The following is a 22,117-nucleotide window of genomic DNA, read 5'->3' on the forward strand; positions in this document are numbered from 1 at the left end:
GCGTGGTCCCCCCGCCGCCGCCCTGGCGCCGCGTGATGGCCGCCGGCGTGCTCGGCGCCGTCCTGCTCGGCCGCGGGCGCGCCGAGGGCATGGCGCTGGTGGAGGCCTCGCCCGAAGGCGCGCTGCGGTCCTTCGTGGCGGCGCTGATCTGCCTGCCGGCCTTCCTGGCGCTGCGCCTGCTGTCCTGGGCCGAGATGGGCGGGCCGGAGGCGCTGGCCCGGCCGCTGGCGGCGGAGCTGATCGGCTATGTCTTCGGCTGGGTGCTGTTCGCCCTGGTCTGCCTGCCGATGCTGCAGGGCTGGGGCCGTGCGGCGCTGTATCCGCGCTTCCTGTCGGCCTGGAACTGGATCAGCGTGGTGCAGTACCTGGCGCAGATCCTGCTGGCGGTGCCGCTGCTGCTCGGGCTGACGGGGGTGCTGGCGCAAGGCCTGACCCTGGCGGTGGTCGGCTATTCGCTCTGGCTCGAATGGTTCGTGGCGCGCGTGGCGCTGGGCATTTCGGGCTGGCGCGCCACCGGGCTGGTGGTGCTGGAACTGGTGCTCGGCCTGTTCATCGCCGGCATCGTGCACCGGATCTCGGCCGGCTAGAGCCGTTTCACCGCAGGCGAAGACGGTGAAACAGCTCCAGCTTATTGTTTCGATGCATTTTCCGAGTCGCCTTGCGAAGCCGCAAGGCTTGAAATTGCTCGAGAGCACGAGCTGCATTCGCCTGAACGCATATGGCTTTGGCCGGCATCGCAAGCAGGATCTCGGCCGGGTCGCCGGCCGGGCAAAAATAATTCGGGGAGGAGACGGAAATGGCTCGCTATCAGGTTGGCGCGCTGCGCCACTTCGCCACGCAGGCCTGCGCCGCGGCGGGGCTGGAGCCGGAGAAGGCGCGCGCGGTGGCCGAGGTGCTGCTCGAGGGCGACCTGATGGGCCACGACACGCATGGCCTGGCGCTGCTGACGCCCTATCTCGACGCGCTGCTCTCCGGCGACATGCGCGGCAGCGGGGAGCCGGAGGTGGTCTCCGCCACCGCCGTCGCGCAGACCTGGGATGGCCGCAAGCTGCCGGGCCCCTGGCTGGTGCGCCGCGCGATCGGCGAGGCGGAGGCCGCTTCCGCCAGCCTGGGCATCGGCGTGGTCAGCATCGGCCGCTGCCACCATATCGGCTGCCTCGCCGCCTATGGCCCGCCGGTGGCCGCCGCCGGGCGGATGCTGCTGCTGACCTGTTCGGACCCGGCGACGGGGTCCGTCGCGCCCTGGGGCGGCACGCGGCGCCTCTACACGCCGAACCCGCTGGCCGCCGCCTGGCCGACGCCGGCCGGGCCGGTGCTGATCGACGTCTCCATGTCCGTCACCACCAACGGGATGACCGGCCGCAAGCGCGCGGAGGGCCAGCTGTTCGACCATGAGGTGCTGCTGGACGCGCAGGGCACGCCGACCCGCGACCCCAATGCCTTCTGGGCCGATGGCACGCTGATGCCGCTGGGCGGGGTGGAGGCAGGCCACAAGGGCTTTGCGCTGGGCCTGCTGATCGAGGTGCTGACCAGCGCGCTGGCCGGCCATGGCCGCGCCGACGCACCGACCGGCTGGGGCGCTTCGGTGCTGGTGATGGTGATCGACCCGGCCCGTTTCGGCGGCACCGCCGCCTTCCTGCGGGAGACGGGGTGGATGGCGGATGCCGTGCACGCCAACCCGCCGAAGCCGGGCGGCGAGGCGCCGCGCCTGCCGGGCGAGCGCGCCATGGCCCGCCGGGCGCAGGCGATGGCGGAAGGCGTGGCGCTGCACCCGGCCATCCCGCCCGCCCTGGCGAGGCTGGCGCAGCGCTTCGAGCTGGAACTGCCCGCGGCGGGGTAGCTCATGCCAGCTTCCGGTGCTCGTCACCCAGCACCGTCTCAATCGCCGGCTTGGCAGCGCGCCACCTGGCGCGGCGGCCGTCCGGCCGCTCGCCGGCCTGCGGCGGGCGCAGGTTCCGTCACGGGGATTTGGCGTCAGCCCCAGGCCGGCGCCGGCTCATACCGGGCAAACCGGAACACCAGCCCGTCCGGCGGCGCCGTCTGGCCGGCCTTGCCGCGGTCCAGCCCCTCCAGCACCTGGCGGGGCCAGGTGACGGGGCGGCGGCCCTGGCCCACCTCGACCAGCGTGCCCACCAGGTTGCGGACCTGGTGGTGCAGGAAGCTGCGGGCCTCGGCGATGATGTGCACTTCCTCCCCCAGCCGGGCCACATCCAGCCGGTCCAGCGTGCGGACAGGCGACTTCGCCTGGCAGGCGGCGGCGCGATAGGCGGAGAAATCGTGCCGGCCCAGCAGCAGCTGCGCCGCCGCGTGCATCGCTGCCGCATCCAGCCGGCGCTTCACATGCCACAGCTTCGTTGCCTCCAGCGCCGGACGGGCAGGGCGGTTGAGGATGCGGTAGCGGTAGCCGCGGCCGAGGCAGTCGAAGCGCGCGGACCAGTCCGGCGCCACTCGGGCCGCCGCCAGCACCACCACCGGCTGCGGCTGGGTGCGGAAATTGATCGCATCCCGCACCCGCGCCGGCGGCAGGTCCAGCGCCAGCTCGATATCCGCCACGGCGCCTTCGGCATGCACCCCGGCATCGGTGCGGCCCGAGGCGGTGGCGGTGGGCAGCACGCCCTGGTTCAGCGGCGCGGCCGCTTCCTCCAGCAGCTTCTGGACGCTGGGCAGGTCGCCCTGGCGCTGCCAGCCGCAGAAATTCGTGCCGTCATATTCCAGCAGCAGCGCGTAGCGCGGCATCTATGGCAGCGGCGCGGGCAGGCTGAAGCCGCGCAGCAGGTCGGCGGTGGGCATGGCGGCACGGCCGGGGCGTTGCAGGCGCAGCAGGCGCAGCGCGCCCTGGCCGCAGGCGACCGTATCCGGGGCAAGGAGCGTGCCGGGGGGACCCTCGCCGGCCACGGGTTCCGCTTCGTGCACGCGCAGAACCTCCTCCCCGGCCTGGAAGAAGCAGCCGGGCCAGGGGGTCAGGGCGCGGATGCGGCGGTCCAGCGCCTCCGCCGGCTGCGTCCAGTCCAGCCGCCCATCCGCCTTGGAGAGTTTCGGCGCGTAGGTGACGCCCGCCTCCGGCTGCGGCGTGGCGGGCGGGTTTTCCGTCAGCGCGCGCAGGATCAGCCGGGCGCCGATCTCGGCCAGCGCGTCGTGCAGCGCCGGTGTGGTGGTGCGGGGGCCGATCGGCGTGGCCTCCGCCAGCAGCATCGGGCCGGTATCGAGCCCTTCCTCCATCTGCATGATGGTGATGCCGGATTCGGAGTCGCCCGCCAGGATCGCCGCCTGGATCGGCCCGGCGCCGCGCCAGCGCGGCAGCAGGGAGGCATGGATGTTCAGGCAGCCGCGCCTTGGTGCCGCCAGCATCGCCGGCGGCAGGATAAGCCCATAGGCCGCGACCACCGCCACATCGAGATCCAGCGCCGCGAAGGCCACATGCTCCGCCGCATCCCGCCGCACCCGGGCCGGCGTGCGGACCGCGAGCCCCAGCTCCAGCGCCGCGCGATGCACGGGGCAGGGGGTCTCCTTCTGGCCGCGCCCGGCGGGTTTCGGCGGCTGGGTGTAGACCGCCGCGATCTCATGCCCCGCCAGGTGCAACGCCCGCAGCGCCGGGACGCTGAAATCGGGGCTGCCCATGAAGGCCAGGCGGAGCGGCCGGCCTGTCACGCCTTCTCCTGCGCCTTCAGCTTCAGCTCCTTGGCCAGCTTGCGCAGCAGCATGTTGCGCTTCAGCGCCGAGATGTGGTCGACGAACAGCACCCCGTCGAGGTGGTCGATTTCGTGCTGCAGGCAGGCGGCCAGCAGGCCGTCGCCCTCGATCTCCCGCTTCGCGCCGGTCAGGTCGCGGTAGCGCACCTTCACCCGGGCCGGGCGCGTCACCTCGGCATACTGCCCGGGCAGGGAGAGGCAGCCTTCCTCCCGCACCGCGGTCTCCGCGCTGCTGGCCACCACCTCCGGGTTCACCAGCACCATGGGCGCGGGGGTGTCGTTCTCGTGCAGGTCCAGCACCACAAGGCGTAGCATCTCACCCACCTGCGGCGCCGCCAGGCCGATGCCGGGGGCCTTGTACATGGTGGCGAGCATGCGGGCGGAGAGGTCGCCGATGCGCGGGTCGTCCGCCGCGACGGGCTTGGCCTTGGCGCGCAGCCGGGGGTCGGGGACGAACAGGATGGGCAGCAGGTCGGGTTCGGGGGTCATATCGGTCGCTCGGCCGGAGGGGCGCGGCCATCGGGGGCGCATCAGGGGCGGGAGAGGTAGAGCCGAACCACCCCCTTGGCAACGCTCCCCGCATCGGCGGCCGCGACCTTGCCCCCCTTGCAACCGCCCGCGCCACCGCCAAAATTGCGTCTCGCGGGGTGCCTTCGGGCCCCGCACCACTCGGCTTCGCTCCTGAGCGAGGAGGCACCGTTAAACGAATGTCGCGTTCATCCCTGTTCGGCTCGCCGCTGTTCCTCGGCTTCGACCATCTCGAGCAGATGCTCGACCGGGTGCAGAAAAGCGCCGACGGCTACCCCCCCTACAACATCGAGCAGACAGCCGAGACGCGGCTGCGCATCACGCTGGCGGTTGCCGGCTTCTCGATGGACGACCTGCAGATCACGCAGGAGGACAACCAGCTGGTGATTCGTGGCCGCCAGCGGGATGATTCGGAGGGGCGGATCTTCCTGCATCGCGGCATCGCCGCGCGGCAGTTCCAGCGCGCCTTCGTGCTGGCCGAAGGCATCGAGGTGGAAGGCGCCTGGCTGGACAATGGCCTGCTGCATGTGGATCTGCGCCGCCCGGTGCCGGAGGTGCGGGTCAAGACCATCCAGATCGCCACCCGCGGCAATGGTCCGCAGCGCCCGGTGGTGGGCCAGGTGGGCGAGGGACGCGTCAAGGAGGGTTGAGGCCTGTCCCGGCAGTCCCGGGGCAGCGATTCGAGCGTTGAAGGGCGCGGGCCATGCCGGCCGCGCCGGAAGGAGAATACCATGTCCGACTTCGAAGGCGGCGCCGAAGAGGGCCGCATGCACCTGAGCCGTTCTACCCTGCGCAGCCTGTCGAACCGCGATTTCGCCCGGCTCGGCGCCGATGAGGTGGCCTATCTTCGCCCCGTGCTGCTGAACGGCGCGCTGGCCTTTTCGATCCATGCCGCTGACGGCACCCCGATCGGCGCGGCGCCTGACGCAAATCTGGCGGCGGCCGCGATCCGCCAGCACGACATGGAGCCGATGCTGGTGCATTGAGCGCGCCGCCGCGCCCGGCGCCGCGCCACCCTGTCGTGGAACCCAGGCCCGGGGCGGGAGTTTGCCCCGGAAGCTGATCGGGGATCACGCCATGCTCGCCTCCTTCCTGATGGCCCTGGTCGGTGGGCAGCGCGGTATGACGCCGCTCGCCGCCGTCTCCGTGGCCGCCGCGCGCGGCGATCTGCCGGCGGACCATGGCGGGCCGCCCTTCCTCGGCCATCCGCTGGTGGTGGGCGGCAGCATGGCCCTGGCGGCGGCCGAACTGGCCGGCGACAAGATGAAGTCGGCGCCCGACCGGATCGTGCCGGTCGGGCTGGCTACGCGCTTCGTCGCCTGTGCCATTGCGGGCGCCGCGCTGGCGCCACGCCGACAGCGATGGGGTGCCGCCGCGCTGGCGGGTGCAACGGCCGTCGCCGCTTCCTACCCCGGCTGGCACGGACGCATCGCCACCATGCGGCGCCATGGCCGGAAGCGGACCGGCCTGGTGGAAGACGTCATGGTGGTCGCCGGCGCCGTGGCCATCCTGTGCAACCTGGACCGGCTGGCTGCCCGATGACCCGGACGGGGGCATCGGGCAGCTGCCCTTGTTCTCAGCCGGGTCTGCCTCAGGCGGTCTTCGGGTCGATCCATCCGATATTCCCGTCGCCGCGGCGATAGACCACGTTCAGCCCGTTGGTCGCGCGGTTGCGGAACATCAGCACCGGCACATGCGCCAGATCCATGCGCATCACCGCCTCGCCCACCGTCAGGCGGTGGATCTCGGCCGGGGTCTCGGCCACCACGGCGGGGTTGTCGCCGACATCCTCCAGCATCGGGTCGGGCGTTTCCTCCTCCTCCTCCTGCCGCAGCACCACCTGGCGGGCGACCTCCGCCACCTCCGGCTCGCGTTCGCCGGCCAGGCTGCGGGCGTGGTCGTTCATGCGGCGGCGGTAGCGCCGCAGGCGCTTGGCGACGTGTTCCGCCGCCACCTCGAAGGCGCGATGCGCATCGGCGCCCTCGCCCTCGCCGCGCAGGAACAGGTTGCGGCCGGCCTTCAGGTTGATGTCGCAGAGAAAGGCATGACCCTTGGCGTCGCGGCTGAAGGTGACGTTTGCTTCCACGGCATGGTCGAAATACTTGCGGGATATCGTGTTCAACCCATCCCGGACATGCGTCTTCAGCGCCTCGCCGGTTTCGACCTGCTTGCCTGCGACAGTGATGTGCATGAGAGCCTGGCTCCTTCTCCGCTATGGGGAAGGCCGCGCCCGGGGGAAGGCGGCGGAATCGCGCCGCGGATCAGGCCGGGACGGCCTTCTCCCGCTTGCGCTGCACCGATGAGGGAATGCGCAGCGCCTCCCGGTATTTGGCCACCGTTCGGCGGGCAATGTCCACTCCCTCCTTGCGCAGACGCTCGACGATCGCGTCGTCGGAGAGCACATCCGCGCAGGTTTCGGCGCCGATCATCTCGCGGATGCGGAAACGCACCGCCTCGGCCGAATGCGCCTCGCCACCCAGGGTTCCGGCGATGGCAGTGGTGAAGAAATACTTAAGCTCGAAGGTCCCGCGCGGCGTCGCGATGTATTTATTGGCGGTGACGCGGCTCACGGTGCTTTCATGCATCGCGACATATTCGGCAACGTCGCGCAGGATCAGCGGCCGCAGATGCGCGACTCCGTGGCGGAAGAAGCCGTCCTGCCGCCGCACGATCTCGGCGGCCACCTTCAGGATGGTGTTGGCCCGCTGCTCCAGCGATTTGACGAGCCAGGTGGCGGATTGCAGGCGGTCGGCGATGAAGGCCTTGTCGTCGCGCGACTTGGCGCCCACCACGGCGCGCGCATGGAAGCCGCGGTTGACCAGGATGCGCGGCAGCGTCTCCGGGTTCAGCTCCACCGCCCAGCCGCCATCCGGCATCCGGCGCATCAGCACGTCCGGCACCACCGCCATGGCCGGCGGCGCGTCGAAGCTTGCCCCCGGCTTGGGGTCCAGCCGGCGCAGCTCCGCCACCATCTCCGTCAGGTCTTCCTGGTCCACCTCGCAGACCCGCATCAGCCCACGCAGGTCGCGCCGGGCCAGCATCTCCAGATTGTCCAGCAGCCGGTCCATGCAGGGGTCCAGCCGGTTGCGGTCCGCCAGCTGCACCGCCAGGCATTCGCGCAGGTCGCGGCAGAACATGCCGACGGGATCCAGCCGCTGCAGCCGTGCCCGCACCGCGGCCACCTGCGCTTCCGGGCAGCCCATGGCGGTGGCGATCTGCGCATCGGTGATGGCGAGCCGCCCGGCCGGGTCCACCAGCGCCAGCATCTGCGCCGCGATCAGCCTCTCCCGCGCATCGCCGAAGGTCAGGCGGACCTGTTCGCCCAGATGCTCGCGCAGGGATTTGCGGCCATCGGCCAGATCCTCGATGTCGGACAGGCTCTCGTCGAAATCGGCACGGCCGCCGCGGCCGCCGGATTCGGCGTAGCCGCCGCCCTCGCCGTCATAGACATTGCCCCAATCGGCATCGAGCGGCGCCGCGCCTTCCGTCGGCAGGTCGGTGGAGGTGGCGGCGGCATGGGCGTCCAGCGGCTCCGCCGGCGCCGCCTCCGGGGCGCGTTCATCGGCGGCGGTCCGCGGCTCCGGGCGCTCGTCGCGCTCCAGCAGCGGGTTGCGCTCCAGCTCCTCCTCGACGAAGGCGGTGACTTCCACGTTGCTGGACTGCAGCAGCTTGATGGCCTGCCGCAGCTGCGGCGTCATCACCAGCGACTGCGATTGCCGCAGGTCCAGCCGAGGGCCCAGCGCCACGGCCCCTAATCCCCAACCCGGCGATGCGCAGCCCTGTTCATCCGGGCCAGCCTAGAGCGAAAATCTTTCGCCGAGATAGACCCGCCGCACACCCTCATGCGCGACGATGTCGCGCGGGTTGCCCTCCATCAGCACCTGGCCCTCGTGCAGGATGTAGGCTCGGTCGATGATCTCCAGCGTCTCGCGCACATTGTGGTCGGTGATCAGCACGCCGATCCCACGGTCCTTCAGGTGCTTGACCAGGTCGCGAATCTCGCCCACCGCGATGGGATCGATGCCGGCCAGGGGTTCGTCCAGCAGGATGTAGCTGGGCTGGGTGGCCAGGGCGCGGGCGATCTCGCAGCGTCGCCGCTCGCCACCCGACAGCGCCAGGGCGGGGGCGCGGCGCAGATGGCCGATGCCGAATTCGGCCAGCAGGCTGTCCAGCATCTGCTCCCGCCGGTCGCGCACCGGCTCCACCACCTCCAGCGCCGCGCGGATATTGTCCTCCACCGACAGGCCGCGGAAGATCGAGGCTTCCTGCGGCAGGTAGCCGAGGCCGAGGCGGGCGCGGCGGTACATGGGCAGGAAGGTGACGTCGTGCCCATCCATGGTGACGGTGCCCTCATCGGGCTGCACCAGGCCGGTGATCATGTAGAAGGTGGTGGTCTTGCCGGCGCCGTTGGGGCCGAGCAGGCCCACCGCCTCCCCCCGCCGCAGGTTGATGGAGACGTTGCGCACCACCGGCCGCTTCTTGTAGCGCTTGCCGAGGCCGGTCGCGACCAGGCCGTTGTTCTGCGCCGCGAGCCGGACCGGCCCGCCACGGGCGATGTCCGGTCGCCCATCGGGGCGTCCATCGGGGCGCGACTGGTCGGCGCGGGCCGGGTCGGGCCGCAGCTGGTCCGGGCGTCCGGGCGTGTTCATCGGGCGGGTGCCTGGCCGCGCGGCGGCGGGCTGCCGGGGTTGCGCGGGGCGGGGCGGCCGGCCGGCGGCACCGCCGCCTGGTTCGGCTGCTGCTGGCCCGGCACCACCAGCCCCTGCACCCGCGCCCCGGGCGCGGAGACAAGGCGCGAGACGCCGGTGCGCAGGTTGACGATGGCTTCCTGGCCGTTCAACTGGTTCTCTCCACGGGTGATACGCACGCCACCCACCAGCCGGGCCAGCCCGGTATGCGGGCTGTAGACGCCGCGTGCGCCGCGGACCACCTCATCCGCCGTGCGGATCTCGACATTGCCATAGGCTTCCACCCGGTCGATCCGGCTGCCCTCGTCGGCGCCCGGCAGGCCGGCGATGGGCGGGCGGGCGCCAGGGGCGGGGGCGGGCGCCGGGGCAGGGGCGCGCGCCGGCGCGCCCTCGGTCGGGGCGTCCAGGAAATAGGCCACCAGCGTTTCCGCGGCGATGCGGCGGTTGTCGCTGGTCACCACCAGCGCATTGCCGCGGGCCACCGCCATGCGGCGCTGGGGCCAGTATTCCAGGCTGTCGCGCGCCGTGATCCGCTGTTCCGGCGTGGTCAGCGACAGGCCGCGGCCGGACAGCACCATCACCGCCTGGTCCATGTCATAGACCGCGCGCTCCCCCTCCGCGGTTTCGGTGGCGGAGGTGACGCGGACGCTGCCCTCGGCCTCCAGCCGCCAGATCTCGCCGCCGGAAAGCGGGCTTTCGCCCGGCGTGGCGGCGGGTTGCGCGCCGGCGCCGCCGCGGGGGCGATAGCGCGCGATCAGCCGGTCGGCGTCCACCGCCACGCCGTCGCGCAGCGCGCGGGCGGCGCCACGGGCGATCACCACCTGTTCCTGCTGGCGCCACTCGATGCCATCCGAGGCGGTGATCTCCACCGGCCCGCCCTGGTTCAGGTCCAGGCTTTGCGCCGGGGCGGCGCCGGGGCGGGCGAGGGCCGCCAGAAGCAGGATGGCGGGCAGAAGGCGACTCATCGTGCGCCCTCCAGCACCACACGGGACTGGCCGGTGAAGACCACCACCTGGCCGCGCTCATACAGGCGGAAGCCCTGCGCCGTCAGCGTGCCGAAGGGGCCCTGCGCCGCCACCGGTTCATCGCCGGAGGCATTGCCGGCGCGCAGGTCGATGGCCGCGCTCTCGGTCACGAACTGCGTGCCGTCGTCGTGATGCACCGTCACCTGCCCGGCGAGATCCAGCTTGTTGGTCGGGCGGTCGAAGCGGCCCTTGCGCGATTCCAGATAGACCCAGGCCTGGTCGGCCATCAGCAGGTCGGCGCGCGGCGCGTCCAGCACCACCACCTCCTCGTCTCCACCCTGGGTGGCGACGCTGGCGGTGACGGTATAGGGCCGATTCTGCTCATCCACGCCCTGGTAGCGCGGGTCCACGATGCGCAGCGCCTCCGGCACCGCCTGGGTGACGCGGCGGAAGGCGACGCGGCCACGCTCCGCGGCGCCGTCGAATTCCGGCCAGAGCGCCACGGCGGCCAGCAGGCCCACGGCCGCCAGCGGCAGCATCCGCTTGGCGACAGCGACCAGGATACGGCGGCGCGCCAACTGCCCGGCGCTGGGCGCGCGGCGTTCGCGGGATGGCGCCAACATGCGCCGAGCCGGCGCGCGGATGGCCGTGCCCGGTGTGGCGCTGGGGCGGACGGAGATGGGCGGCGGCAGTCTCACGGCGTTTCTATGGGCCTCGCGAAGCGGAGGGTCAACGCGCAGATGCGGCCATGGTGCCCGGCGGACAAGATTCGTGCCAAGGCGGCGCCAGGATGCCGAAACGGCTTTGCGCTGCGGTCAAGTTTCTGGCAGCTTTCCGCACTGCTGGTTGCTAATGCGCGAAGATGTCCGGGTCTTCGTAGCCGAGAAGGTCCAGCCTGCCGCGCATCGGCAGGAAGTGGTAGCAGGCCTCGGCGATGTCCAGGCGGCCCTCGCGTTCCAGCAATGCCTTCAGCCTTGCCCAAAGCGCATGCAGGTGCAGCACGTCCGACGCCGCATAGGCCAGCTGCTCCGACGTCAGCTCCGAAGCGCCCCAGTCGCTGGATTGCTGCTGCTTGGACAGATCCACGCCGAGCAGGTCGCGGCACAGATCCTTCAGCCCGTGCCGGTCCGTATAGGTGCGAACCAGCTTGGAGGCGATCTTGGTGCAGACCACCGGGGCCACAACGACGCCCAGCGCGTTGTACAGCGCGGCGACGTCGAAACGGGCGAAGTGGAAGATCTTCAGCACCGCCGGGTCGGCCAGCAGGCGCTTGAGGTTCGGGCAATCCGCGCCATGGCCGCCGAGACGGGTGGGCTGGATCTGCACGCAATGGGCGGTGCCGTCGCCGGCGGAAAGCTGCACGAGGCAAAGCCGGTCGCGCCGCGGGTCGAGGCCCATGGTCTCGGTATCGATGGCAACGGCAGGGCCGAAGTCGATGCCGTCCGGGAGGTCGTGCTTGTGAAGGCGGATCATGGCGCCCCGGGTGAAGAGGGTGGAACCCACGCCATGCTGATCCCGATCGGTGGTGCCCAGGAAAGGACTCGAACCTTCACGACCTTGCGGTCACTGGCACCTGAAGCCAGCGCGTCTACCAATTCCGCCACCTGGGCAATGGGGCGTCTGTGTGACGTGGCGGGGATTTACGGGGGGGGCTGGTCCCCGTCAAGCGGGGGCCGCACGGTTTCCTGCATTGGCGTGACAGGAAGTTCGCCGCCGCGCTTGGCGCCGCCCGGGCGCCCCCATATGGTCCGGCACCGATGGGTCGAGGAGCGGGTGACATGCAGGTGGGGCAGGATCGCAGGGTGGCCACGGTGTTCGGTGGTGCCGGCTTCATCGGCCGCTACGTGGTGCAGCGCCTGGCGGCGCAGGGCTATGTGGTGCGGGTGGCCACCCGCAACCCGGCCGGCACCCGCTTCCTGACCACCCAGGGCCGGGTCGGGCAGATCGTGCCGCTGCAGGTTTCCGTCACCGACGCCCCTGCGCTGGCGCGTGCCGTGCAGGGGGCCGATGTGGTGGTGAACCTGGTGGGCATCCTGCATGAGCGCCGCGCCGGGGATTTCGACCGGGTGCAGGGCGAGGCCCCGGGCCTGGTGGCGCAGGCCGCCGCGGCGGCCGGGGTGGCGCGGCTGGTGCACCTCTCCGCCATCGGCGCCGATGCGGCCAGCGAAAGCCTGTATGCGCGCAGCAAGGCAAAGGGGGAGGCGGCGGTGCTGGCGGCCTTTCCGGGCGCCACCATCCTGCGCCCTTCCGTGGTGTTCGGGCCGGAGGACCAGTTCTTCAACCGCTTCGCCGCCATGGCGCAGCTGCTGCCCTTCATGCCGGTCGTCTCCGGCGCCTCCCGCTTCCAGCCGGTGTTCGTGGGGGATGTGGCGGATGCGGTGATGGCGGCGCTGGTGCAGGATCAGGCGCAGGGGCTGACCTATGAGCTGGGCGGCCCGCGGGTGATGACGATGGCAGAGGTGCTGCGCTTCATCCTGGACACGACGCGCCGGCCGAAGCGGATGGTGGCGATGCCGATGGGCTTGATGCGGCTGCAGGCCGGCTTCCTGGAAAAGCTGCCCAACCCGGCGCTGACCCGCGACCAGTTGCTGCTGCTGCAGAAGGACAATGTGGCGGCAGCCGACAAGCCCGGCCTGGCCGCGCTCGGCATCGCGCCGCATTCGGTGGAGGCGGTGGTGCCGGGCTACCTGCGACGCTACCGGCCCGGCGGCGGGCGCCGGGATGTGGTGGCGGCCTGAAGGGCCGATCCGGCCCGTTTGGCGCGAGGCTGGGTGGGGGTTGTTAGGCAGGCGGTCGAAGTTTCAGGATAGAACGACAGAAAAGCTGTCCTATCTGCCTAAATCGGACTCGCATCGCGTGGGAAGGTCGTGTAGGACCCCCCCCGCGCGGTGCCGCACCGCGCCTTCCCCCCTGTGGAGCGTTGTGCCGCCATGGCCGATCGGATGCTGCAATTCGTGCGCCTCGACCAGCACCAGCCGGACAAGCGGCCGGCCACGGCGCGCCGCGAGGATTTCGCCGAGATCTACCAGGATTTCGCGCCCCAGGCCGCGGCGGCGCAATCCAGCCGCTGCAGCCAGTGCGGCGTGCCCTTCTGCCAGGTGCACTGCCCGCTGAGCAACAACATCCCGGACTGGCTGAAGCTGACCGCGGAAGGGCGGCTGGAGGAGGCCTATGAGGTCGCCGCCGCCACCAACACTTTTCCTGAAATCTGCGGCCGCATCTGCCCGCAGGACCGGCTCTGCGAGGGCAACTGCGTCATCGAGAAGGATTTCGGCAGCGTCACCATCGGGTCGGTCGAGAAGTACATCACGGACACCGCCTGGGAGAATGGCTGGGTCAAGGCGCCGAAGCCGCGGCGGGAACTGGCGCAGAGCGTGGGCATCATCGGCGCGGGCCCGGGCGGCCTGGCGGCGGCGGAGCGGCTGCGCATGCGCGGCTACCAGGTGCATGTCTATGACCGCTACGACCGCGTCGGCGGGCTGATGATCTACGGCATCCCCAACTTCAAGCTGGAGAAGGAGGTGGTGCTGCGCCGCTGGAAGCAGTTCGAGGAAGGCGGCATCCAGTTCCACCTGAACGTCGCAGTGGGCCGAGACATCACGCTTGAAGACCTGCGCGTGAAGCATGACGCGGTGCTGATCGCGACCGGCGTCTACAAGGCGCGCGACATGGCCGCCCCCGGCATCGGCCTGCCCGGCATCGTGCCGGCGCTGGACTACCTGACGGCATCGAACCGCGCCGGCCTCGGGGAGAATGTGCCCGGCATGGCCAGCGGCACGATGAACGCCGCCGGCAAGCGCGTGGTGGTGATCGGCGGCGGCGACACGGCGATGGACTGCGTCCGCACCGCGGTGCGCCAGGGTGCCACCTCCGTCACCTGCCTCTATCGCCGCGACAAGGCCAACATGCCCGGCTCGATGCGGGAGGTGTACAACGCCGAGGAGGAAGGCGTTGTCTTCGAATGGCTCGGCGCGCCGGAGGCCTTCCTGGGCGATGCCGCAGTCACCGCCGTGCGGGCGCAGCGCATGCATCTCGGCCTGCCGGATGCGACGGGCCGCCAGCAGGTGGCGCCGATCCCGGGCAGCAGCTTCGACCTGCCGGCCGACCTCGTCATCATGGCGCTGGGCTTCGACCCGGAGGACCTGCCCAAGGCCTTCAACGAGCCGGCGCTGCCGGTGACGCGCTGGGGCACGCTGAAGGTGGACCACCGCACCATGATGACGGCGCTGCCGGGCGTCTTCGCCGCCGGCGACATCGTGCGCGGCGCATCCCTGGTGGTCTGGGCGATCCGCGACGGGCGCGACGCGGCCGAGACCATGCACCACTACATCGAGCAGAAGACCGCGGCGCTCGCCGTGGCGGCGGAGTGACGGCGATGGAGAAGAACTACGTCGAGGCTTTTCGCGCCCAGCATGCGCTGCTGTCGTCCGAGGGCCAGATCGACCTGACGGAACATGATGCCTGCGGCGTCGGCCTCGTCGCCTCGCTCGACGGCCAGGCGCATCGCAAGGTGGTGCAGGCCGGCATCGATGCGCTGAAGGCGGTGTGGCATCGCGGCGCGGTGGATGCGGATGGCAAGACCGGCGACGGCGCCGGCATTCATGTCGAGATCCCGCAGGATTTCTTCGCCGAGGTGGTGGAGCGCGGCGGCGACCGGCTGCGGCCGGGGCGCATCGCGGTCGGCATGGTGTTCCTGCCGAAGACCGATCTCGGCGCACAGGAACGCTGCCGGCAGATCGTCGAGGCGGAGGTGCTGGCCGCCGGCTACAACATCTATTCCTGGCGCCAGGTGCCGATCGATGTCGCCTGCATCGGCGAGAAGGCCAATGCGACGCGGCCGGAGATCGAGCAGATCCTGCTGTGGAATCCGCGCGGCGTCGATGACGACACCTATGAGCGCGACATGTTCGTGATCCGCCGCAAGATCGAGAAGCAGGCGATCGCGGCGCAGATCCCGGAACTGTATCTCTGCTCCCTGTCCTGCCGGTCCATCGTCTACAAGGGCATGTTCCTGGCGGAGAGCCTGACGGAGTTCTATCCGGACCTGCTGGATGCGCGCTTCGTCAGCCGCTTCGCGATCTACCATCAGCGCTACTCGACCAACACCTTCCCGACCTGGCGCCTGGCGCAGCCCTTCCGCATGCTCGCCCACAATGGCGAGATCAACACCGTCCACGGCAACGTCAACTGGATGAAGTCGCACGAGACGCGGCTGGCGCATCCGCTGCTCGACCCGTTCATGGACGACATCAAGCCGGTGGTGCAGGCCGGCGGGTCCGACACCGCGACGCTGGACAATGTGTTCGAGCTGCTGGTGCGCGGCGGCCGCGACGCGCCGATGGCGAAGTCCATGCTGATTCCGGAAAGCCTCGGCAGCAACGCGACCATGCCGGATGCGCACCGGGAGATGTTCCTGTACTGCAACGCGGTGATGGAGCCCTGGGACGGCCCGGCGGCGATCGCGGCGACCGATGGCAAATGGGTGATCGGCGGGCTGGACCGCAACGGCCTGCGCCCGATGCGCTACACCATCACCGTGGACGGCATCCTGGTCGTCGGCTCCGAGACCGGCATGGTGAAGATCGCGGAAGACCGCATCGTCGCGAAGGGCCGCGTCGGGCCCGGGCAGTGCGTCGGCGTGGACCTGTCCACCGGCCGCTTCTACGGCGACAGCGAGCTGAAGGACGTGCTGTCCGCCCGCAAGCCCTTCGGCGACTGGACCCGGCGCACCACGCGCATCGACGCCATCGTCAAGGCCGGCGCCGATGAACAGGCGGAACTGACCGGGGAGGCGCTGCGCCGCCGCCAGCTGGCCATGGGCTACACGCTGGAGGAGCTGGAGACGATCCTGCACCCGATGGTGGAGGAAGCCAGCGAGGCGATCGGCAGCATGGGCGACGACACGCCCATCGCCGTGCTGTCCAGCCAGTATCGCGGCCTGCACCATTATTTCCGCCAGTCCTTCAGCCAGGTGACCAACCCGCCGATCGATTCGCTCCGCGAGACGCGGGTGATGTCGCTGAAGACGCGCCTCGGCAATCTGGGCAACATCCTCGACGAGGATCCGACCCAGTGCGACATGCTGATGCTGGACAGCCCGGTGCTGTCCAACGCGGAATTCGCCGCCATGCGCGCCTATATGGGCGACACCGCCTGCGTGGTGGACTGCACCTTCGCGGTTGCCGGGGGCGAGCAGGGGCTGCGCCATGCCATCGAGCGCATCCGGCGCGAGGCCGAGGAAGGCGTGCGCAGCGGCTGCGCGCATGTGATCCTGACCGATGAAGGGCAGGGGCCCGAGCGCGCCGCCATTCCGATGATCCTGGCGGTCGGCGGCGTGCACACGCATCTGGTGCGCAACTCGCTGCGCACCTTCACCTCGCTGAATCTGCGCTGCGCCGAATCCATCGATGTGCACTACATCGCCGTGCTGATCGGCGCGGGCGCGACCACGGTGAATGCCTACCTGGCGCAGGAAAGCATCGCGGACCGGCATCGCCGCGGGCTTTTTCCCGAGTTGTCGCTGAAGGACTGCGTCGCGCGCTACAAGAAGGCGGTCGACAAGGGGCTGCTGAAGGTGATGTCCAAGATGGGCATCTCCGTGATTTCGTCCTACCGCGGCGGCATGAACTTTGAGGCCATCGGCCTTTCGCGGGCGCTGGTCGCGGAGTTCTTCCCGGGCATTGCCTCGCGCATCTCCGGCATCGGCCTGTCCGGCATCGCGCGGCGCGTGCTCGCGCTGCATGCCAAGGCGTGGGATACGGACGCGGTGACGCTGCCGGTGGGCGGGCTCTACAAGCTGCGCAAGCGCGGCGAGAACCACGCCTTCGACGGCAGCCTGATCCACACGCTGCAGAAGGCAGTGGAGACGGACAGCTACCAGACCTTCAAGCGCTACTCGGAGGGCGTGCGCAAGCTGCCGCCGGTGGCGCTGCGCGACCTGCTGGATTTCCGCGCCGAGGGACGGGTCGCCGTGTCGCTCGAGGAGGTCGAGAGCATCACGGAAATCCGCAAGCGGCTGGTGGCGCCCGGCATCTCGCTCGGCGCGCTGTCGCCGGAAGCGCATGAGACGCTCTCCATCGCCATGAACCGCATCGGCGCGCGCAGCGACAGCGGCGAGGGCGGCGAGGACCCGGTGCGCGCGCGGCCGCGCCGCAACGGCGACAACGCGAATTCCGCCATCAAGCAGATCGCTTCGGGCCGCTTCGGTGTCACCGCCGAGTACCTGAACAACTGCAAGGAGATCGAGATCAAGGTCGCCCAGGGCGCCAAGCCCGGGGAGGGCGGGCAGCTGCCCGGCTTCAAGGTGACGGAGCTGATCGCCAAGCTGCGGCATTCCACGCCGGGCGTGATGCTCATCAGCCCGCCGCCGCACCACGACATCTATTCGATCGAGGATCTGGCGCAGCTCATCTACGACCTGAAGCAGATCAACCCCGAGGCCACCGTCTGCGTGAAGCTGGTCGCGCGCAGCGGCATCGGCACCATCGCGGCGGGCGTGGCCAAGGCGAAGGCGGATGCGATCCTGGTTTCCGGCCATTCCGGTGGCACGGGCGCCTCCCCGGTCTCCTCCATCAAGCATGCCGGCCTGCCCTGGGAGATGGGGCTGACCGAGACCCATCAGGTGCTGATGCTCAACCGTCTGCGGCATCGCGTGAAGCTGCGCACCGATGGCGGCATCAAGACCGGGCGCGACGTGGTGATCGCGGCCATGCTGGGCGCTGAGGAATTCGGCATCGGCACGGCGTCGCTCGTCGCCATGGGCTGCATCATGGTGCGGCAGTGCCATAGCAACACGTGCCCGGTCGGCGTCTGCACCCAGGACGATGCATTGAGGCAAAAATTCGCCGGCACGCCGGAGAAGGTGATCAACCTGTTCAGCTTCGTGGCGGAGGAGGTGCGGGAGATTCTCGCCGGACTCGGCTTCCGCAAGCTGACGGATGTGATTGGCCGCACCGACCTGCTGCGCCAGGTCAGCCGCGGCGCGGAGGATCTGGACGACCTCGACCTGAACCCGCTGCTGGTGAAGGCCGATGCCGGCGCGCATGCCGCCTACTGCACCATCGAGGGCCGCAACGAGGTGCCGGAGACGCTGGACGCCGACATGATCCGCGACGCCGCGGCCTTGTTCGAACGCGGCGAGAAGATGCAGCTGGCCTACAACATCCGGAACACGCATCGCGCCATCGGCACCAAGATCTCCTCCAAGATCGTGCGCAAGTTCGGCATGGAGGGGCTGCAGCGCGGTCACCTGACGGTGCGGCTGCGCGGTTCCGCCGGCCAGTCGCTGGGCGCCTTCGCGGTGCGCGGCCTGAAGCTGGAAGTGTTCGGCGACGCCAACGACTATGTCGGCAAGGGCCTGTCCGGCGGCACCATCGTGGTGCGCCCGGCGCCGTCCTCCACCCTGGTGTGGAAGGACAACACCATCGTGGGCAATACCTGCCTCTATGGCGCGACCGGCGGGGCGCTGTTCGCGGCCGGCCAGGCGGGGGAACGCTTCGCCGTGCGCAATTCCGGCGCGCTGGCGGTGGTGGAAGGCGTCGGCGCCAATGGCTGCGAATACATGACGGGCGGCACCGTCGTGATCCTCGGCGCGGTCGGCGACAATTTCGGCGCCGGCTTCACCGGTGGCGTGGCCTATCTCTACGACCCGGATGGCGCCTTCGAGCATCGGGTGAACCCGGAGACGCTGCGCTGGCGCCGCGTCGGCGGATCCGCCCATTGGGAAGGCGTGCTGCGCGACCATGTGGCGCGGCATGTGGAGGAGACGGGCAGCCCCTTCGCCGCCCGCCTGCTGAACGACTGGGCGGCGGAGCGACTCAACTTCTGGCATGTCGTGCCGAAGGATTTTGTCCGGTATCTGCCGCAGCCGATGGAAGACGCGCTGGCCGTCGCGGCGGAGTGAACCCCGCCGGGGCCACCCGCCGCGCGCTGCTGGCCCTGGCGATCCCCGGCTGCGCCGCGGCGCAGCCGCCACTGGTGACGCCGCCCGCTGCGCCGGGTGGCGGGCTGCACGCCAGGGCGGCGGCGAAGGGCCTGGCCTTCGGCGCCGCCCTGGCCACCCGGCATCTGGCGGAAGCCGACCTGATGGCCGCCTTCCGCGCCGATTGCGGCCTGCTGGTCGCGGAATACGAGATGAAATGGGCGGAGCTGGAGCCGCAGGCCGGCAACCGCCGCTGGCGCCGCGCCGACCAGTTGGTGGATTTCGCACGCCGCAACCGCATGGCGCTGCGCGGCCACACGCTGGTCTGGCATGAAAGCGAGCCGCGCTGGGTCTCGGACCTGTCCGCGCGCGGCGCCGAGGCGGCCCTCGCCCGGCATGTGGACGAGACGATGCAGCGCTGGCGCGGCGCCATCGGCACCTGGGACGTGGTGAACGAGGCGGTGGCCCCAGAGCATGGCAGGCCGGACTGGCTGCGCCGCACCTGGCTGCTGAACCGGCTGGGGCCGGACCATATCGCGCAGGCCTTCCACATCGCCCATGCGGCGGACCCCGCGGCCCGGCTGGCCTACAATGATTTCGGCGTGGAACATGCCACCGCCTGGTCGCGCCGCCGGCGCATCGGCATCCTCACGCTGTTGCGGGCGCTGCGCGCCTCCGGCGTGCCGGTGCATGTGCTGGGCGTGCAGGCGCATCTGCATGCCGGGCAGCCCTTCGAGGCCTCGGAATGGCGGGCCTTCCTGGCCGATGTCGCGGCGCTGGGCCTGACCATCGAGATCACGGAGCTGGACGTGAATGACCGCGCGCTGCCGGCCGCCGCCGCGCCGCGCGATGCCGGGGTGGCGGATCTGGTGCGGCGCTTCCTGGACGTGACGCTGGCCGAGCCGGCGGTGCGGGCGGTGGTGAGCTGGGGGCTGACGGACCGGCATTCCTGGATCCGCGAAGGGCGGCTGGCGGAACACCGGCGGCGCGACCGCGCCACGCCGCGACCGCTGCCCTATGACGAGGCGATGCGCCGCAAGCCGATGTGGGCGGCGATCGCCGCCGCGCTGGATGCCGCGCCGCATCGGGGGCCGCGTCGGGGCTGAACCGTATCAACCCCCGGCTGCGGGTTGGCCGCGCCGGCGCCGCGTGTCATATGTCGGGCGTCTCAAATACAGGCCCGCATGCGGATCCTTTTCCACCTTCCCCTGTCCCCCTTCGCCCGCAAGGTCCGGCTTGCGCTGGCCGAGAAGCGGCTTCCCTTCGACCTGCGCATCGAACGGGTCTGGGACAGGCGGGAGGAGTTCCTGGCGGTGAATCCCGCCGGCACGGTGCCGGTGCTGCAGGAATCGAACGGGCTCTCGATCGCGGATTCCTATGCGATCTGCGAATATCTGGACGAAGCCTATCCGGACATTCCCCTGCTGGGCCGCACGCTTGGCGAAAGGGCGGAGGTGCGGCGGCTGGTCGCCTGGTTCGATCACAAGTTCCACGCCGAGGTCACGCGCAACCTGGTGTTCGAGAAGCAGATGAAGCGGCTGCTGGGCCGCGGCAATCCGGACGCCGCGGCGATCCGCGCCGGCTATGCGAATCTCAAGCCGCATCTGGAATATATCGGCTGGCTGGCGGAGACGCGGGCCTGGCTGGCCGGGCCGCAGCTGGGCCTGGCGGATCTGGCGGCCGCGGCGCAGCTGTCCACGCTGGACTATATCGGCGATGTGGACTGGAGCATCTCGGATGCGGCGAAGGATTGGTATGCGCGGGTGAAGTCCCGCCCCAGCTTCCGCCCGCTGCTCGGCGACCGCGTCACCGGGGTGACGCCGCCGCCGCATTACGAGGACCTGGATTTCTGATCCGGGATCGCTGAGGCAGGGGCGGCTCAGGCGCCCTCCGCCGGGTCGTACATCACCCCGGCCGCCGCAAAGCCGCCATCGACATTGACGATGTGCCCGGCGAGAAATCCCGCATCCGGACCGCAGAGGAAGGCCACCGCGCCGGCGACCTCCTCCGGCGTCGCGTAGCGCTTGATCGCCATCCGATCCAGGAAGGCGGCGCGCTGGCGCGGGCCATGCGCGGTGCGGGCGATCTGCGTCGGCCCCGGTGCCACGCCGTTCACCAGGATGCCATGGGCGGCGAGTTCCACCGCCAGCACCTTGGTCAGCGTCTCGATCCCGCCCTTGCTGGCGCCATAGGCGGCGCGGCCGGTGCCGCCGAACTGGCCGGAGACGGAGGAGACGGTGACGATATGCCCGCCCGGCTCCGGCTTCCGCGCCATGGCGCGGGCCGCCGCCTGCGCCGAGACGAAGCAGCCCACCAGGTTGGTGCGCAGCACGCGCTCGAAGGCCGCCAATTCCAGTTCCAGCACCGGCACGCGATCGGTGATGCCGGCATTGCAGATGGCGAGGCGCAGCCGGCCGAAGGCCTGCTCCGCCGCCGCCACCGCGGCCGCGGCCTGGGCCGGTTCGGCCACATCCAGGGTGAAGGGCAGGGCGCGGCCGCCGGCCCGGGTGATGCCGGCGGCGACCCGTTCGGCCGCTTCGGCGTTCAGATCCGCCACCAGCACCGCGGCGCCGTCGCGCGCCAGCCGGGCGGCGATGGCGGCGCCGATGCCGGACCCGCCGCCGGTGACCAGTGCTGCCTGGCCCGTCATGGCGCCTCCTCCATGGCGATGACGCGGGCCGGCGCGCCATCGGCATCCGGCAGCTTCACCGGCAGGCCCACCACCTGGTTCCGCGGCTGGGTCAGGGCGCCCATGTTGCAGAGGTATTCGAACATGATCACGCCGCGCGCCAGCAGGTGGTAGTGGGTGACATGTTCCGGCAGCGGCGGCCGCTTCTCCCCGGTCAGGAAGAAGCGGATGCAGTGGTCCTGCGGGAAGTCGAAGCCCACCGCCTTCACGCCCTGCTCGCGCAGCCAGATCGAGCCCTCGGCCGTCATCCAGGGCGCGTTGAGCCAGAAATCCGGCGTGTCCAGGCTGGCGCGCTCGTCCCAGCGGGTGCGGATCAGCGCGAAGTCGCCGCGCCGCAGATGCGCGCCCGCCGCCGCAAGGCGCTCCACCGCAATCGGCGTGTTGGCCGGCACGTCGGAGACATCCAGCACCGCGCCCGGCCCCACCGTCATGTCCAGCGTGATGGCATCCGTGGTGAAGCCCTCGGGGTCCACATGGCGCGGGCTGTCCATGTGGGTGAAGCCGTGCACGTTCCAGCCGGCCCAGGTGGCCTGGCCCGCGCCGGTGTCATGCGCCTTGGCCAGCCGCCTATCGACCGCCCAGCGGAAATGCCCGGTGCGCACGGGTGTGGAAAGGTCGATCAGGCGCGGCATGGGCTT

Annotated in this window: 21 protein-coding genes and 1 tRNA gene; 10 read left to right on the forward strand and 12 right to left on the reverse strand. The window is 70.7% G+C overall.

The features are described 5' to 3' along the window. Positions 1 to 2 precede the first annotated feature (2 nt). Complete coding sequence (locus HEQ75_RS02405; RefSeq protein WP_168027317.1) at positions 3 to 587, forward strand: hypothetical protein; 585 nt, start codon at positions 3 to 5, stop codon at positions 585 to 587. 209 nt (positions 588 to 796) lie between these two features. Further along, positions 797 to 1,840, forward strand: coding sequence for an Ldh family oxidoreductase (locus HEQ75_RS02410; protein ID WP_168027318.1), 1,044 nt, complete (start codon positions 797 to 799; stop codon positions 1,838 to 1,840). Positions 1,841 to 1,974: 134 nt separating this feature from the next. Here HEQ75_RS02410 and truA read toward each other — a convergent pair whose 3' ends face one another. The 3 genes from truA to def are packed head-to-tail and all read right to left on the reverse strand — an operon-like array spanning position 1,975 to position 4,178. Further along, on the reverse strand, positions 1,975 to 2,736 hold the full coding sequence (truA, locus tag HEQ75_RS02415; protein WP_168027319.1) for a tRNA pseudouridine(38-40) synthase TruA: 762 nt from the start codon (positions 2,734 to 2,736) through the stop codon (positions 1,975 to 1,977). After that, on the reverse strand, positions 2,737 to 3,618 hold the full coding sequence (gene fmt / locus HEQ75_RS02420) for a methionyl-tRNA formyltransferase (RefSeq protein WP_168027386.1): 882 nt from the start codon (positions 3,616 to 3,618) through the stop codon (positions 2,737 to 2,739). A gap of 26 nt (positions 3,619 to 3,644) precedes the next feature. Next, positions 3,645 to 4,178, reverse strand: a complete 534-nt coding sequence (gene def, locus HEQ75_RS02425) for a peptide deformylase (RefSeq protein ID WP_168027320.1) — start codon at positions 4,176 to 4,178, stop codon at positions 3,645 to 3,647. Positions 4,179 to 4,396: 218 nt separating this feature from the next. Here def and HEQ75_RS02430 point away from each other — a divergent pair, with 218 nt between their 5' ends. The 3 genes from HEQ75_RS02430 to HEQ75_RS02440 all read left to right on the forward strand — a co-directional run bounded on the left by HEQ75_RS02430 (position 4,397) and on the right by HEQ75_RS02440 (position 5,759). Next, the gene (locus tag HEQ75_RS02430) at positions 4,397 to 4,867 is read left to right on the forward strand and encodes an Hsp20 family protein (RefSeq protein WP_168027321.1); all 471 of its coding nucleotides are present in this window, start codon (positions 4,397 to 4,399) and stop codon (positions 4,865 to 4,867) included. An 81-nt stretch (positions 4,868 to 4,948) separates the two neighbouring features. Continuing rightward, positions 4,949 to 5,203 (forward strand): DUF1150 domain-containing protein, encoded by a 255-nt coding sequence (locus HEQ75_RS02435; protein WP_235961193.1) that lies wholly within the window; start codon positions 4,949 to 4,951, stop codon positions 5,201 to 5,203. Positions 5,204 to 5,294: 91 nt separating this feature from the next. After that, a complete protein-coding gene (locus HEQ75_RS02440) occupies positions 5,295 to 5,759 on the forward strand; it encodes a DUF4126 domain-containing protein (protein ID WP_168027322.1) in 465 nt (154 codons plus the stop codon). 49 nt (positions 5,760 to 5,808) lie between these two features. Here the strand turns inward: HEQ75_RS02440 and hpf are convergent, their stop codons facing one another. From hpf to HEQ75_RS02475, 7 genes are all read right to left on the reverse strand, one after another. Further along, positions 5,809 to 6,408, reverse strand: a complete 600-nt coding sequence (gene hpf, locus HEQ75_RS02445; protein WP_168027323.1) for a ribosome hibernation-promoting factor, HPF/YfiA family — start codon at positions 6,406 to 6,408, stop codon at positions 5,809 to 5,811. 70 nt (positions 6,409 to 6,478) lie between these two features. Next, complete coding sequence (rpoN, locus tag HEQ75_RS02450) at positions 6,479 to 7,963, reverse strand: RNA polymerase factor sigma-54 (protein WP_168027324.1); 1,485 nt, start codon at positions 7,961 to 7,963, stop codon at positions 6,479 to 6,481. 51 nt (positions 7,964 to 8,014) lie between these two features. Continuing rightward, entirely contained in the window at positions 8,015 to 8,866 is an 852-nt protein-coding gene (lptB, locus tag HEQ75_RS02455; RefSeq protein ID WP_235961194.1) for an LPS export ABC transporter ATP-binding protein, read from the reverse strand. Next, positions 8,863 to 9,870, reverse strand: a complete 1,008-nt coding sequence (locus HEQ75_RS02460) for an LptA/OstA family protein (RefSeq protein WP_168027325.1) — start codon at positions 9,868 to 9,870, stop codon at positions 8,863 to 8,865. The genes lptB and HEQ75_RS02460 overlap by 4 nt, the downstream gene beginning before the upstream one ends. Continuing rightward, positions 9,867 to 10,493 (reverse strand): LPS export ABC transporter periplasmic protein LptC, encoded by a 627-nt coding sequence (lptC, locus tag HEQ75_RS02465; RefSeq protein ID WP_168027326.1) that lies wholly within the window; start codon positions 10,491 to 10,493, stop codon positions 9,867 to 9,869. Before lptC ends, HEQ75_RS02460 begins: the two co-directional genes overlap by 4 nt. Positions 10,494 to 10,719: 226 nt before the next feature. Then, the gene (locus HEQ75_RS02470) at positions 10,720 to 11,343 is read right to left on the reverse strand and encodes a ribonuclease D (protein WP_168027327.1); all 624 of its coding nucleotides are present in this window, start codon (positions 11,341 to 11,343) and stop codon (positions 10,720 to 10,722) included. 50 nt (positions 11,344 to 11,393) lie between these two features. Continuing rightward, positions 11,394 to 11,480: transfer RNA gene (locus HEQ75_RS02475), tRNA-Leu, on the reverse strand. A gap of 168 nt (positions 11,481 to 11,648) precedes the next feature. Between HEQ75_RS02475 and HEQ75_RS02480 the strand changes: the two genes are divergently transcribed. The 5 genes from HEQ75_RS02480 to fzlA all read left to right on the forward strand — a co-directional run bounded on the left by HEQ75_RS02480 (position 11,649) and on the right by fzlA (position 20,643). Then, positions 11,649 to 12,608 (forward strand): complex I NDUFA9 subunit family protein, encoded by a 960-nt coding sequence (locus HEQ75_RS02480; RefSeq protein WP_168027328.1) that lies wholly within the window; start codon positions 11,649 to 11,651, stop codon positions 12,606 to 12,608. A gap of 192 nt (positions 12,609 to 12,800) precedes the next feature. Beyond that, positions 12,801 to 14,240: an NAD(P)-dependent oxidoreductase gene (locus HEQ75_RS02485; RefSeq protein WP_168027329.1), complete on the forward strand. Its 1,440-nt coding sequence runs from the start codon at positions 12,801 to 12,803 to the stop codon at positions 14,238 to 14,240. Positions 14,241 to 14,245: 5 nt separating this feature from the next. Then, on the forward strand, positions 14,246 to 18,772 hold the full coding sequence (gene gltB, locus HEQ75_RS02490) for a glutamate synthase large subunit (protein ID WP_168027330.1): 4,527 nt from the start codon (positions 14,246 to 14,248) through the stop codon (positions 18,770 to 18,772). Further along, the gene (locus HEQ75_RS02495) at positions 18,769 to 19,896 is read left to right on the forward strand and encodes an endo-1,4-beta-xylanase (protein ID WP_168027331.1); all 1,128 of its coding nucleotides are present in this window, start codon (positions 18,769 to 18,771) and stop codon (positions 19,894 to 19,896) included. Before gltB ends, HEQ75_RS02495 begins: the two co-directional genes overlap by 4 nt. A 78-nt stretch (positions 19,897 to 19,974) precedes the next feature. Further along, a complete protein-coding gene (fzlA, locus tag HEQ75_RS02500; protein WP_168027332.1) occupies positions 19,975 to 20,643 on the forward strand; it encodes an FtsZ-binding protein FzlA in 669 nt (222 codons plus the stop codon). Between the two features lie 26 nt (positions 20,644 to 20,669). On the opposite strand, the gene HEQ75_RS02505 is transcribed toward fzlA, so the two are convergent. Both HEQ75_RS02505 and HEQ75_RS02510 read right to left on the reverse strand, forming a co-directional pair. Beyond that, positions 20,670 to 21,440 carry an SDR family NAD(P)-dependent oxidoreductase gene (locus tag HEQ75_RS02505; protein WP_168027333.1) on the reverse strand — a complete coding sequence of 257 codons (771 nt, stop codon included), beginning with the start codon at positions 21,438 to 21,440 and terminating at the stop codon, positions 20,670 to 20,672. Next, positions 21,437 to 22,111 carry a cyclase family protein gene (locus HEQ75_RS02510; protein WP_168027334.1) on the reverse strand — a complete coding sequence of 225 codons (675 nt, stop codon included), beginning with the start codon at positions 22,109 to 22,111 and terminating at the stop codon, positions 21,437 to 21,439. Before HEQ75_RS02510 ends, HEQ75_RS02505 begins: the two co-directional genes overlap by 4 nt. Positions 22,112 to 22,117 lie beyond the last annotated feature (6 nt).

The organism is Falsiroseomonas selenitidurans (assembly GCF_012103215.1).
GTDB lineage: Bacteria > Pseudomonadota > Alphaproteobacteria > Acetobacterales > Acetobacteraceae > Falsiroseomonas > Falsiroseomonas selenitidurans.

Coding starts and splice junctions, on each gene's coding strand:
- hpf (WP_168027323.1), bottom strand. CDS start 6,408: ATGCACATCACTGTCGCAGGCAAGCAGGTCGAAACCGGCGAGGCGCTG.
- HEQ75_RS02430 (WP_168027321.1), top strand. CDS start 4,397: ATGTCGCGTTCATCCCTGTTCGGCTCGCCGCTGTTCCTCGGCTTCGAC.
- HEQ75_RS02510 (WP_168027334.1), bottom strand. CDS start 22,111: ATGCCGCGCCTGATCGACCTTTCCACACCCGTGCGCACCGGGCATTTC.
- fmt (WP_168027386.1), bottom strand. CDS start 3,618: ATGGGCAGCCCCGATTTCAGCGTCCCGGCGCTGCGGGCGTTGCACCTG.
- HEQ75_RS02460 (WP_168027325.1), bottom strand. CDS start 9,870: ATGAGTCGCCTTCTGCCCGCCATCCTGCTTCTGGCGGCCCTCGCCCGC.
- HEQ75_RS02505 (WP_168027333.1), bottom strand. CDS start 21,440: ATGACGGGCCAGGCAGCACTGGTCACCGGCGGCGGGTCCGGCATCGGC.
- HEQ75_RS02435 (WP_235961193.1), top strand. CDS start 4,949: ATGTCCGACTTCGAAGGCGGCGCCGAAGAGGGCCGCATGCACCTGAGC.
- lptB (WP_235961194.1), bottom strand. CDS start 8,866: ATGAACACGCCCGGACGCCCGGACCAGCTGCGGCCCGACCCGGCCCGC.
- HEQ75_RS02485 (WP_168027329.1), top strand. CDS start 12,801: ATGGCCGATCGGATGCTGCAATTCGTGCGCCTCGACCAGCACCAGCCG.
- HEQ75_RS02410 (WP_168027318.1), top strand. CDS start 797: ATGGCTCGCTATCAGGTTGGCGCGCTGCGCCACTTCGCCACGCAGGCC.
- HEQ75_RS02470 (WP_168027327.1), bottom strand. CDS start 11,343: ATGATCCGCCTTCACAAGCACGACCTCCCGGACGGCATCGACTTCGGC.
- fzlA (WP_168027332.1), top strand. CDS start 19,975: ATGCGGATCCTTTTCCACCTTCCCCTGTCCCCCTTCGCCCGCAAGGTC.
- HEQ75_RS02440 (WP_168027322.1), top strand. CDS start 5,295: ATGCTCGCCTCCTTCCTGATGGCCCTGGTCGGTGGGCAGCGCGGTATG.
- truA (WP_168027319.1), bottom strand. CDS start 2,736: ATGCCGCGCTACGCGCTGCTGCTGGAATATGACGGCACGAATTTCTGC.
- def (WP_168027320.1), bottom strand. CDS start 4,178: ATGACCCCCGAACCCGACCTGCTGCCCATCCTGTTCGTCCCCGACCCC.
- HEQ75_RS02480 (WP_168027328.1), top strand. CDS start 11,649: ATGCAGGTGGGGCAGGATCGCAGGGTGGCCACGGTGTTCGGTGGTGCC.
- gltB (WP_168027330.1), top strand. CDS start 14,246: ATGGAGAAGAACTACGTCGAGGCTTTTCGCGCCCAGCATGCGCTGCTG.
- lptC (WP_168027326.1), bottom strand. CDS start 10,493: ATGTTGGCGCCATCCCGCGAACGCCGCGCGCCCAGCGCCGGGCAGTTG.